The organism is Haliscomenobacter sp. (assembly GCF_040403615.1).
Lineage (GTDB): Bacteria > Bacteroidota > Bacteroidia > Chitinophagales > Saprospiraceae > Haliscomenobacter.
Map to the genome: position 1 here is coordinate 27,661 of NZ_JBBAKG010000028.1, position 12,706 is coordinate 40,366.

A 12,706-nucleotide genomic window follows, 5' to 3' on the forward strand; every position below is an offset into this window, starting at 1 on the left:
TAGGTGATTGTTACCAACTACTAAAACTGCCCGACAACTAAAGACCAAGAATGACGCAAAAAATTACTTCCCGATTTTTCTGCGTTACTAAACTTCCAACCCTAAAAATAAACCTGACTTTATGAAATCTTATTCCTTGACTGTATTTATTCTCTCTTTTTGCCTATGCGTTTCGAATTTAAAAGGGCAAACGAACGATTTGATTTTTCTCAATGGAGAAACCCAAGTAGAGATCCCTTTTGAGTATGAAAACAACTTCATTGTCATCAAACTGATGTTCAATGACATTTTTCCGTTAAAGTTTATTTTTGATACCGGAGCGGAAAACACCATACTGACCAAGCGAGAAATCACCGATCTCTTTCAGATTGACTACCAAAAGCGTTTTACCATTTATGGCGCGGATTTAAGCCAAAACTTGTATGCCTACTTGGTAAGGGGCATTACTTTTCGAATTGGCGATTTGAAGGCCAGTCAACGTTCCATCTTGGTGTTGGAAGAAGATTACTTTCAATTTGATGAGTTTTCGGGGATCGACATTCAAGGCATTCTGGGAGCAGATTTTTTTCGACGTTTTATTGTTAAAATCAACTACTATAAACAAGTCATCACGCTTTACGATCCGGCAAATTTTCAAATGCCCAAAGGCCGCTACACAGAAGCCCCTTTAGAAATGCACCGCAGCAAGCCTTACCTGGTAACCCCAGTAAAATTAAGCAGCGAAACGACCGTTCAAACCAAATTACTGATGGATACCGGTGCCAGTATTGCATTGTTGTTGTATACGGATACTCACCCCCAGCTAAAGGTTCCCGAAAAAGTAATTCGGAGTGTATTGGGCCGTGGCCTGGGCGGAGTGATTTATGGATATTTAGGGCGAGTTAGAAACCTGGATTTTTTCGGTAATTCCTTTAACGATGTACTGACCAGTTATCAAGAGCTTCCGATTATTGAAGACAGTACGTACATGAATGAACGCAATGGAATCATTGGCAATCAATTGTTGGATCGTTTCAATATCATTATCGATTACGTCAAAAATCGCGCCTATTTTCAACCCAATCCCAATTTTAAAAAGAAGTTTGAATTTGACCGAAGCGGTTTGTTTGTGACTGCATCCGGCCCTAATTTGACCAAGTTTATGATCTTTGATGTGGTGCCGCTTAGTCCTGCTGCGAAGGCAGGGATCGAGAATGGAGATGAGATTCGAGCCATCAATGGAGTGCCATCCAGTTTTCTAAAATTGCAAGATCTGATGTATAAATTCAGAGGGAAAGCAGGGAAAAAGGTAATTTTAACGATCATCCGCAATGGGGAAAAACTCAAAAAAGAATTCAAATTGGAAGATATGATTTAGAGAATTTTCAAATCCAGAAAGCAGGTTTGATGTCAACCTGCTTTCTGAATCTGTTTCAACCATTTCCGTCGCCCTTGAATTTGGTAAGTCACTTTTACCTGATTGTCAAAGTATTTTTTGACAATTTCATTGACATCAAATGGTACTTCAATTTTGACTCTGCCTTCAGGAGCGTCTACACCAATGCGGTGTTTCACGGTATCAACCATACTAAAAACGCCTTCTACTACGGTAAGGACATTGCTGTTTGGCTTGGCTTTGGTCGCTTTTTTAACTTGTTTTTTACTAATGGATTTGAAGAGCGTTCGCAATTCCTTGGCAACTTCATCAGGAGGATTGCCAGCCAAGGCATGACTCAGCCATTGCTCAGCCTCCCGAAAAAGTCCACATTCTTTGGCCAAAACGGCTGCACTTTTCAGGATAATGGAACGGGTAGGTTCCATGTCTTTCAAGTCAACGTAAGCCGAAGCTACCTCTTTTTCTAAAGCGTAAGCTTTTCGATACAGCTCCAAAGAACGATCTTGCTGACCATTATCTTTGGCCAGCCAGGCTTCTTGAGCAAAGATGGCCGATTGTCGGTGAACCGAGCGAAGTTGGCGTGCTGTTGTAGTCATTTTTGTACAAAGGTTGCTTTAGGCGCTCCAAATTCAGTTACGCAAATATACGCAGGTAGCCCAGAATGATCTGATCTCGAAGTTTGTGTCTTTTTGACCTTTACTCGTTTGGCTACGGTATTTTTAGTGGTTTCCTTACGAATGCCAGACACCTCTAGTCTGGCTATCAAAAAATTCAATTCATCGTCTTCGTCACAGAGGTAGAAGTCAAAACCATTGTTGCCAATGGTTGGTTCCACTGCGCTGCAATTTTCTATCAAATTGATACTCAACAATACAGCTACACACATTGCGCCATAATCAGTTGTGCGATTTGGTTCTTGATAGGATTTGCGGATGTTCTCTGAAATCTCCAAAAACCAATCTACTACAAAATTTACTGTAGTTCCATCTGCTTTAGTGGTAACGGGCAAGATCGAACCGGAACCGTGTCCTTGGTCATCAAAACAAACCACTGCGGCTTCCAGCATTGCCAGCGCATATCCTTCTGCAAGGGCATTGACGGATTTGATGCTTTCCAAGGTAATTGATTCCACTCTATGCAAAATTCTGGTTAAAGTTAGACCAAATCCCAATATGAAACAAGAGCGTATGGGCTTCAAATACAAAAGTGCCATAGAGAAACCCCTTGGCACTTTTATACATACGCTTGAATGAAGCAGAAAATCAATCTACCCGATCATCCAAAAATGAATTTCTTTCTGAGATGTCCAACTCTTCATCATCGCTGATTGTCCAACGAGAAAATGCTTGTTCATTGGCCGCGGGTACATCATCCAGGTGAATGCCGCGACGCATGTACGCTGGTTCGCTCTCCATGTTGTTGACCATCTGCGGGTTGTTCAACTTTTGAGGATTGATTTCGCTGCGCATGCGCTCTTTGCGGCGTTGTTCCATTTCCTGGCGGCGGCGGCGCTCTTCTTCCATCCGGTCGTTTTCTTCCTTTACAAAAGGCTCGTCGTAGCCGTGCTTATTGCCGCGTTGGTATTTTTCAATGGTAGACCGGATATTGTCAAACTCCACCGTATTGGGGCTTTTGCCATGATCTGGTTCGGACTGGGTAATTTCTTTCAAACCAAAGCGGGTTGTGCCGTCTTTCTTTTGGCGCACATCGTCATCATCCAGAGCTACCTTGATTTTTTGGTCTTTGGCTGCGGGAATCACCTCGTCTACAGTTGGCGCATTGAAACCCGTGGCAATGATCGTAACGCTGAGTTTATCCCCCAGGCGTTCGTCAAAGCAATTTCCCCAGATCAAGTCCGTTCCATAACCTGCCTCTTCTTGCACAAATTCAGTGATCTCGAAGATTTCATCCATGGTCACTTCTTTGCGGCCAGAGGTGATGTTGAGCAAGATGTGGCGGGCACCCCGGATGTCGTTTTCTTCCAATAATGGAGAGTGCAGGGCTTCATCTACAGCCCGGCGCGCGCGGTCGTCTCCTTCCGCACTGGCCGTACCCATGATGGCCATGCCGCTGTTGGACATAACGGTGCGTACGTCTTCAAAGTCCACGTTGACATAACCAGGAACGGTGATGATTTCGGCGATTCCTTTTGCGGCAGTGGTCAGGATATTGTCGGCTTTGGCAAATGCATCCGAAACCGACAGGTTTCCGTAGATCTGGCGCAATTTATCATTGGAAATGATAATGATCGTATCTACGTTTTTGCGCAGTTCAGACAAGCCTTCTACTCCTTGAACTACCCGCCGGCGGCCTTCAAAATTGAAAGGCAGGGTCACAATACCGACGGTAAGAATGCCCATTTCGCGAGCAGTTTTGGCAATAATGGGTGCAGCACCAGTACCGGTACCTCCACCCATACCTGCGGTAACAAACAACATTTTGCAGTTGCTGCCGAGGTATTTGCAAACCTCATCGATTGAGCTTTCGCAAGCCTCTTTACCCCTGGCAGGATGAGAACCTGCGCCTAGCCCCTCGGTACCCAACGGGATTTGAATCGGAACCGGACTTGCTTCCATCGCTTGAACATCGGTGTTGCAGATCGCAAAATCTACACCAACGATGCCCTGCTTAAACATGTGGGTAACTGCATTGCTGCCGCCACCACCGACGCCCAACACCTTGATGATGGAGCCTTTATTTTTTGGCATATCGAAAAGCATACCTTGCATTTTTTAGGGTGTTATAAATCCGCGTCCGGTTCTGCTTCGAACCATTCTTTGGTTTTTTTGAATAGGCTATCGATCCAGCGTCCGCCAGATGCTGTGCGGGAATCTTCTTCATCTTCCAGGCTTACCACTTTCGGCTTGCTGATGTTCTCTTTGGTTGCTGGAGCTTCTTCTTCTTCCAATTCAGCGGGAACATTGAAGCGGCCTTTTTCGCGGTCTTCGATTCCGCGCATCAACAACCCAATTGCCGTAGCATAAATCGGGCTGCTCAATTGTTCGGTATATCCATGAGCCAAGGGTTCGATGGGCAATCCTATGCGGGTGGGCAATCCGGTGTGGTACTCCGACAATTTGTCAATATGACTCAATAGCGCGCCACCACCCGTAAGAACGATCCCTGCAATCAGTTTGCGCTCATAGCCAGATCGGCGGATTTCCCATACTACGTAATCGAGAATTTCTTCTACCCGTGCCTGAATGATGCGGGCAAGGTTTTTCTCAGAAATTTCTTTGTGGTCACGTCCCCGTACACCTGGGATGGTGATAATTCTGTTGTCAAAAACCTCATCTGCCAGCGCCGAACCGAACTTTACTTTCAGTTTTTCCGCTTGCTGAGGCATTACAGTACAGCCTTCTTTGATGTCTTTGGTGATTACGTTTCCACCAAAAGGAATCACAGCAGTATGGCGAATAATTCCATCCTGGAAAATGGTAATGTCGGTTGTACCACCACCAATATCTACCAACGCTACTCCGGCTTCTCTTTCTTCTTCATTGAGAACGGACATAGCCGAAGCAATGGGTTCCAACGTCATGTTGGCTACTCGCAATCCAGATTTCTCTACACAACGGTAAAGATTGTTGGAGGCTGCGATTTGGCCGGTAATGATGTGAAAATTGGCTTCCAAACGTACCCCAGACATCCCGATTGGGTCCAGGATGCCCTGTTCGTTATCGACCGCATATTCTTGCGGAATCACGTGAATGATCTTATCTCCAGGAGGCAATACCAGCTTATACATATCCCCAATCAGGCGATCAATGTCTTCTTGGCTGATCTCCACGATATTGCTGTCCCGCATGAGAATTCCTCGATGCTGGAGGCTTTTGATGTGTTGACCAGCGATGCCAACATGTACCCAATCGAAATTGGCGTTGACGCCACGTTTGGCAGCGATTACGGCTTCAGAAATGGCATTGACTGTTTTTTCAATATTGGAAACGACCCCGCGCAAAACGCCTTCCGAGTTTACTTTTCCAACACCTAAAATTTCCAACTTTCCATGCTGATTTTTACGTCCCGCGATGGCACATACTTTGGTTGTGCCGATGTCTACGGCCACCACGACGTCTGATTTGCGAGCATTTGTTTCCATCATGAATGTTCAATTTGGCCTTTTCCACCACAAAAGGGAATATAGGCAGTTATTTCGGAAAGCTGGTTGTTTTTGTTAGTATCAGTTAGTTAGCTGCAATCCTGCTTCCGTATAATGGGATTTAAAATGTTGTTATTTACATATCACTTGTCCGCGAAAGCGAACGTCAATGCTGCGGTATTTTCGCCATCCTTCGTAGGGCATGGCTTCACGGTAAAAGATTTTCAGGTTCTGGATTTTGTCCTGAGCGTCTTCATACTTTCCAAACACTATCTTTTGATCGCCAATCAAAGGCGCCAATATGAAATCGCCATTGCTACTCACAAAAATTTGACCAATCATTGCACTCATAAATGGGTCATTGCGCAGGTCTTGGCTGAGCAAGAACAAGTGTCGCAACAGGTGTCTTTTGCGTTGCAAATAGTCCGGTACATAGGCCGGAATTTTGCCGGTAGCCACTACAACACGAGCGGTGAAATGCTTTGAAAGCGGCATTCTGCGCCCATTTTTATCCAGGTAATAATTCCAACCATCTTTATCGATGATCCGAATTACGGGTTCTCTTTGCGTTACACTGACCCGCACCACATCGCGTGCATCGATGTACACATCCGCGTTTTGCACCAGTGGGTCTTTTTCCAATACATGCTCCAGGCGGTCAATTTCGACAGTACGCACTGAACGGGATTCAAATTCGTATCCAAAAGCTTTGTGGATCACCTCGCGTACATCTACTGGCTGCATGAGCAAATCGCCGTTGGGCAGCGGTTTGATGTCCACTTCTACCCCTTTTACTGCCGCGCCTTTGCGGTGGTTCACTGCCGACAGAATGACCATAGCGCCAATCAGCAGACCTGCCATCCAGCCCAGGGCTTTCATTTGCTGCCTGGTGATTACGTTTCTATTTGTGGTTTCTGCCATTGGTTTAGTTATTTGGGTTTTGGGTATTCTTTAGCCATTGGCCAATTGGCTCAACTAAGGTATCGATGTCTCCTGCTCCTAGCGTCAGCAATACCCTCGGCTTGTTTTTTTGCAGGGCCGGAAGCAAATCTGCCTTGCTGATCAACTGAACATTGTGGTTTTTCATCAGTTGGATCAACATATCAGAACTCACTCCAGGTATGGGCAGTTCCCGAGCCGGGTAAATTTCCAACAAGTATATTTCGTCCAGTCCATCCAATGCTTCCGCAAAGCCTTCGGCAAAATCGCGGGTACGGCTGAACAAGTGGGGCTGAAAGATCCCGGTTACTTTTTCACCTGGAAACAATTCCTTTGCAGCACCAATTGCAGCTTTCAATTCAGTTGGGTGGTGGGCGTAATCGTCAAAAAACGCTACTTCTTCATCCCGATAGATGATTTCGAAACGGCGTTTTACTCCCCGGAATGCTTCCAATCCAGCACGTAAAGCTTCCTCACTCGCGCCCAGTTGCAAGGCAATGGACAGCGCAACCGTGGCATTCTCCACATTGTGTCGCCCCGGCAATGGCATACGCAAACCAGCAATTGTGCCCTCTGGGCTGGTATAATCAAAAACAAAGTAACCTTTCTCTACCCTGATGTTGTGTGCCTGGTAATCACCACCTTCTACCCCAAAACTGCGGTAAGGCGTGCTGGCATCAAATTGATGCGTTAAGTTGTGTTGCAGCCAAAGCGTGCCACCAGGTTTGAGCTGCTTGGCAAATGCTTTGAATCCGGTTTCCAACAGGGTTTCAGCATCGCCATAAATGTCCAGGTGATCTGCATCCATCGACATGATGGAGGCAATATCTGGATGCAAGTGCAAAAAGGAACGGTCAAATTCATCAGCTTCAACAACCATCCATTCGCTGCTGCCCAATACGTAATTGGATTCGAAATTGCGGGCAATTCCGCCCAAAAACGCGGTACAATCTATGCCTGTACTGTGCAATAAATGCGCAGTGAGAGAGGAGGTAGTGGTTTTGCCATGTGTCCCGGCGATGGCCACAGTTTTCATTCCTCTGCTCAGGATACCCAATACTTCTGCCCGTTTTTTGATCGGGAATCCATTGGATAAAAAATACTGGTATTCAGCATGGCTGGTCGGAACGGCGGGTGTATACACCACCAAATCCACCCCAACCGGGATTTTGCTCAAGTCTTCTTCGTAATGAACCTGCATGCCTTCGGCTTCCAACGCGCGGGTCAATTCTGTTGAAGTACGGTCGTAACCGTGCACTTCAACACCGCGTTGGAGGAAATAGCGGGCAATGGCACTCATGCCAATTCCGCCGATTCCGATGAAGTAAATCTTCTTGATGTCTTGAAGGTCAAGCATAGTTAAAATTTGACTAAACCAAGTACTTGTTCCGCAATTTCCTCCGCAGCGTTGGGTTTGGCCAACGCCAGGATATTTTGGGCAAGGGTATTTCGTTTTGTTTCGTTTTGCAATAATTCAAGCGCTTGAAGCAACAACTGGCTCACAGTTTCGCCATTGGCTACCATGATGGCTGCGTTTTTATTCACCAGCGCTTGGGCATTTTTGGTTTGGTGGTCTTCGGCCACAAAAGGCGAAGGCACCAAAATTGCTGGTTTCCCTACCAAGCAAAGCTCCGAAATGGTCAAGGCTCCTGCTCTGGAACATACTACATCGGCTGCGGCATAAGCCAAATCCATCCGATCAATGAATGCCGAAAGCTTGACGTTGCCCAACTGCGCCGTTGCACAATTTTGGTATTTCTCGTAATGGCTGCCTCCACATTGCCACAATACCTGGATGTTTCCATTTGCTTGGCAAAACGCGGTGTTCTGTGCCATTGCTTCGTTGATCGATAGCGCCCCGAGGCTGCCTCCAAAAATGAGCAAAGTGGGCAAATCGGCATTCAAACCAAAATGTAAGCGCGAAGCTACAGGGTCGCTTGCTTGGGCAACGGCCCGGCGAACTGGATTTCCAGTCAACACAATTTTTTCGGCTGGAAAAAACTTTTCCATCCCGGCGTAAGCCACACAGACCTTTTGCACCTTTTTACTCAGCAGTTTGTTGGTTACCCCTGCATAAGAATTTTGTTCCTGAATCAAGGCAGGTATTCCAAAGCGGGTAGCAATCTCCAGCAACGGGCCACTTGCATATCCCCCTACCCCAACTGCAACCTGCGGCTTAAATTTCCGTATTATTGTGCGTGCTTTCAACAAACTGTAGACCAGTTTTACCGGAAAAAGAAGATTGCGAAGTGACAAAGAGCGCTGGAACCCACTGATCCACAAGCCTTCAATCGGGTACCCGGCTTTTGGTACCTTCTCCATCTCAATCTTCCCCTGAGCACCCACAAAGAGAATCTCGACCCCAGGCACTTTTGCCTTGATCGCATCGGCAATGGCGATAGCTGGGAAAACGTGTCCTCCCGTGCCGCCGCCGCTGATGATGATTCTTGGTGCTTCTGTATTGCTCATTTTCGTTTAATCTGCTTCGTTTATTTCCACAAATCGGCTTACACTCAAGATGATTCCAAAAGCGATACAGGTAAACAAGGTGGATGTCCCCCCTCGACTCACCATTGGCAGGGTTACCCCTGCAACCGGAATCAAATGCAATGCTGTAGATATATTGACAAAAGCCTGAGTAATCAACATGATGCCCAGCCCCAGGGCGACCATTGCACCAAATGCTTTGGAGCTTTTGGTTACCAGGCGCGTAATTCGGAAGAAAAGCACGATGTACATGGATATGACAATGGTACCGCCGATGATACCATACTCTTCACAGAGAATGGCGTAAATAAAATCCGAATAAGGCGAAGGCAAGTAATTTCGTTGTATGCTATTGCCGGGGCCTACCCCAAACCATTCACCATTGGCGATGGCAATTTTGGCCTGCTGTACCTGATATCCTCCGTCAGGGTTGGTCACAAAATCGCGGATTCGCTCTGACCAGGTTTCTACCCGAATAAACCCGGGAAACGCATCTGCTGTAAAAATCAACATGGCAAATACCATCAACCCTAAAATCAGGAGGGCCAAGATAAAACGTACATCAACCCGACCCACAAACATCATCATCAAACAGGTAAAGAACAACAAAACCGCTGTAGAAAGGTCGGCAGGAGCGATCAATCCACATACGATCAGCACAGGTACGATGATCGGAATGAAAGCAGACTTCCAATCCTTGATGTAGTCCTGTTTGGCCGAAATTGACCTTGCCACATAGATGACCAGTGCCAGTTTGGCAAAATCAGAGGTTTGAAAAGTCAGGCCGGTAAAAGGAATTTGAATCCAGCGCCGTGCATCGTTGATGTTCGCACCAAAAAACAGCGTATAGATCAACAAAGGCAAGGTCAGGAAAAAGAGATAGGGCGCTGCGCGGTGAAAGCGCATGTAATTGAAGGTGTGACAGAGGTAAGTAATCAGCAACCCTCCAAATACAAACACCGTTTGTCGAATCAAAAAGATTTCGGTGTGGCCACCACTTTTTTGGTAGGCCAATGTACCAGTAGAACTGTACACAACCAATAGCGAGAATACTGCCAAAATTGACAGCACCGCCCAAATGGAACGATCTCCCTGTAATTCAGAACTGATTCTCGCAAATACACTCATAATAGTTATGAATTATGAGTTATGAATTATGAGAGAGTGTTCATAACTCATAACTCATAATTCATAACTCCAAGACTGCGGCTTTAAATTGGTTGCCTCGGTCTTCGTAGTTTTGAAATAAATCGAAACTGGCACATGCTGGCGAAAGCAAAACAGTATCTCCGGTACTTGCAAACTGCGCTGCCCTTTGAACTGCTTCCACCGCACTCCTGGTTTCTACGATATTTTCTACCATTCCACTGAAAGTTTGCAAAATCTTGCTGTTGTCCAAGCCCATACAAACGATGGCTTTGACTTTGGCTTTGACAAAATCGAGCAGCGGCGCATAATCATTGCCTTTGTCTTGACCGCCTACAATCCAAACCGTAGGTTGGGTCATGGCTTCGAGTGCATAAAACACCGAATCGACATTGGTGGCCTTGCTGTCATTGATGTAGTTGACACCATTTACAGTAGCCACTTTTTCGAGTCGGTGTGGTGCATTCACAAAAGTATTCAAGCCTTCTTGAATAACTTTTGGTGCAATTCCGATCTGTAGCGCTGTCTGCACCGCAAAGAGTGCATTCATGTAATTGTGCCGCCCCATCAGTGGAGTCGTACTCATTTCAAAATTAAACCCGCCAACGTTGAGGCGTGTCCCTTCCGTCATTTGGAAGGATAAGGATATTGTTTTGGCCAGGGTCGGGTAATTTTCCCTCAACGCTCCCAAAATGGGATCATCAGCATTGTAGAGAAAAGTATCCGTTGCCTCTTGAGCCTTGATGATGTTGAACTTTGCCGCCGCGTACTTTTCCAGTTGGTACTCGTAACGATCCAAATGATCGGGGGTAATGTTCAACAACATGGCTATATCCGGGCGGTATTCCTGGATGCCTTCCAACTGAAAACTGCTGAGTTCCAGTACGTAGAAGGGATAATCCCGCTCGGCAACAATTCGTGCAAAGCTTTTGCCCACATTGCCCCCCATGGCTACATCCTTACCTGCAGTTGCCAGCAAGTGATAAATGAGATTGGTGGTAGTGGTTTTGCCATTGCTTCCGGTGATGCCGATGGTAAAACTCTGGGTATACCGCGCTGCAAATTCAATTTCGGAGATTACTGGAAGTCCTTTGCGGTGAATTTCCTGCAAAAGCGGTGCTTTATCAGGAATTCCAGGGCTTTTGATGATCAGGTTCATGGCCAAAATGCGCTCCTGGTCATGACTGCCTTCTTCAAAAGCGATCCCGTGTTGGTTCAATTCTGCCTTGTAATGCTCCTTGATCTGACCTTTGTCAGATACAAATACTTTGTGGCCTTTTTGTTTGGCCAATATCGCTGCTCCAACGCCGCTTTCGCCAGCGCCGAGAATGGCAATTTTCAAAATCTGTTCGAGGCCCATGGTCTTAGCGAGTTTTAAGGGTAATGATGGTCATTACGGCCAATAAAATTCCGACAATCCAAAAGCGGGTCACGATTTTCACCTCGTGCATCCCTTTTTTCTGATAATGGTGGTGCAGTGGCGACATCAAGAAAATCCGACGGCCTTCGCCGTATTTTTTCTTGGTGTACTTGAAGTAGCCAACCTGGATGATTACCGACAAGTTTTCTACTACAAAAATGCCACACAAGACCGGGATCAATAACTCTTTGCGCAACAAGATGGCCAAGGCAGCGATGATTCCTCCAAGGGTCAAACTTCCGGTATCCCCCATAAAAACCTGTGCTGGAAAAGCATTGTACCACAAAAACCCAATACAAGCCCCAACCAAACAAGCCGAAAAGACCACCAATTCTTCTGTACCGGGCAAATGCAGGATATTCAAATAATTGGCCGCAATTGCATTGGACGATACGTAGGCAAAAATGCCCAAGGTTGCTCCAATGATGCCCGAAACTCCGGTTGCCAATCCATCAACTCCATCGGTCAGGTTGGCCGCATTGGATACCGCAGTGACTACGATGATGATGAATGGAATGTACAACAGCCAAAGCCATTTTTTTCCAGTTGCTTCATCACCAGGCATCAGCCAGGCGTAATCCAGGTGGTTGTTTTTCAAAAAAGGAACATTGGTCACGTTGGTCTTGTAGTCGGCTTTTTCGATAGCACCTTCGGGTGTTTCAATGAAAATGAAACTGCTTACTCGATCTGCTTCGGTTAGGCCTAACTCCTTTGCCGTTTTGGTTTCCATGCGCACTTTAATGTCCCGGTTGAACATCATGGCCGTGGCAATGATGATCCCGAGTACAACTTGTCCGATGATTTTGTACCGACCGCTCAAGCCTTCCTTGTTTTTCAGGAACACCTTGATATAGTCATCCACAAAACCGATGATGGCCATCCAGGAAGTAGTAACCACCATGAGAATAATGTACACATTATCCAGTTTAGACATCAATAAGCAGGGTATCAAAATGGCCAGGATGATAATTACTCCACCCATGGTTGGCGTTCCTTTCTTAGACAATTGGCCTTCCAAACCAAGGTCGCGTACCGTTTCTCCAATTTGCTGCTTTCGCAAATAATTGATGATCCGGCCACCAAGCACCATGGAAATAATCAGAGAAAGAATAATTGCTACTCCAGCCCGGAATGTAATGTACTGAAACAAACCAGCGCCTGTAAAGTGTCCAAAATTGGCCTGTAGCCAATCGACTAGATTAATCAGCATAAGTTCGATGATTGTAAGGATCTTGGT

General features: G+C 46.1%; 11 protein-coding genes. 1 reads left to right on the plus strand and 10 read right to left on the minus strand.

The genetic code is table 11. The features are described from left to right. Window positions 1-121 precede the first annotated feature (121 nt). Window positions 122-1,357 (plus strand): aspartyl protease family protein, encoded by a 1,236-nt coding sequence (locus ABW391_RS10985; RefSeq protein ID WP_353481910.1) that lies wholly within the window; start codon window positions 122-124, stop codon window positions 1,355-1,357. A 32-nt stretch (window positions 1,358-1,389) separates the two neighbouring features. Here the strand turns inward: ABW391_RS10985 and ABW391_RS10990 are convergent, their stop codons facing one another. The 10 genes from ABW391_RS10990 to mraY all read right to left on the minus strand — a co-directional run bounded on the left by ABW391_RS10990 (window position 1,390) and on the right by mraY (window position 12,679). Continuing rightward, window positions 1,390-1,971 carry a hypothetical protein gene (locus tag ABW391_RS10990; protein WP_353481911.1) on the minus strand — a complete coding sequence of 194 codons (582 nt, stop codon included), beginning with the start codon at window positions 1,969-1,971 and terminating at the stop codon, window positions 1,390-1,392. After that, window positions 1,968-2,507 (minus strand): hypothetical protein, encoded by a 540-nt coding sequence (locus ABW391_RS10995; RefSeq protein WP_353481912.1) that lies wholly within the window; start codon window positions 2,505-2,507, stop codon window positions 1,968-1,970. The genes ABW391_RS10990 and ABW391_RS10995 overlap by 4 nt, the downstream gene beginning before the upstream one ends. Window positions 2,508-2,637: 130 nt before the next feature. Continuing rightward, window positions 2,638-4,095: a cell division protein FtsZ gene (gene ftsZ / locus ABW391_RS11000; protein WP_353481913.1), complete on the minus strand. Its 1,458-nt coding sequence runs from the start codon at window positions 4,093-4,095 to the stop codon at window positions 2,638-2,640. A 20-nt stretch (window positions 4,096-4,115) separates the two neighbouring features. Beyond that, on the minus strand, window positions 4,116-5,480 hold the full coding sequence (ftsA, locus tag ABW391_RS11005; protein WP_353481914.1) for a cell division protein FtsA: 1,365 nt from the start codon (window positions 5,478-5,480) through the stop codon (window positions 4,116-4,118). Window positions 5,481-5,609: 129 nt separating this feature from the next. Next, window positions 5,610-6,398, minus strand: coding sequence for a cell division protein FtsQ/DivIB (locus tag ABW391_RS11010; RefSeq protein WP_353481915.1), 789 nt, complete (start codon window positions 6,396-6,398; stop codon window positions 5,610-5,612). Between the two features lie 4 nt (window positions 6,399-6,402). After that, the gene (gene murC, locus ABW391_RS11015) at window positions 6,403-7,773 is read right to left on the minus strand and encodes a UDP-N-acetylmuramate--L-alanine ligase (protein WP_353481916.1); all 1,371 of its coding nucleotides are present in this window, start codon (window positions 7,771-7,773) and stop codon (window positions 6,403-6,405) included. A gap of 2 nt (window positions 7,774-7,775) precedes the next feature. Then, window positions 7,776-8,885 (minus strand): undecaprenyldiphospho-muramoylpentapeptide beta-N-acetylglucosaminyltransferase, encoded by a 1,110-nt coding sequence (murG, locus tag ABW391_RS11020; protein WP_353481917.1) that lies wholly within the window; start codon window positions 8,883-8,885, stop codon window positions 7,776-7,778. Between the two features lie 6 nt (window positions 8,886-8,891). Continuing rightward, window positions 8,892-10,031, minus strand: a complete 1,140-nt coding sequence (locus tag ABW391_RS11025; protein ID WP_353481918.1) for an FtsW/RodA/SpoVE family cell cycle protein — start codon at window positions 10,029-10,031, stop codon at window positions 8,892-8,894. Window positions 10,032-10,092: 61 nt separating this feature from the next. Next, window positions 10,093-11,409: a UDP-N-acetylmuramoyl-L-alanine--D-glutamate ligase gene (gene murD / locus ABW391_RS11030; RefSeq protein WP_353481919.1), complete on the minus strand. Its 1,317-nt coding sequence runs from the start codon at window positions 11,407-11,409 to the stop codon at window positions 10,093-10,095. Window positions 11,410-11,413: 4 nt separating this feature from the next. Continuing rightward, window positions 11,414-12,679, minus strand: coding sequence for a phospho-N-acetylmuramoyl-pentapeptide-transferase (gene mraY / locus ABW391_RS11035; protein ID WP_353481920.1), 1,266 nt, complete (start codon window positions 12,677-12,679; stop codon window positions 11,414-11,416). Between the last annotated feature and the right edge of the window lie 27 nt (window positions 12,680-12,706).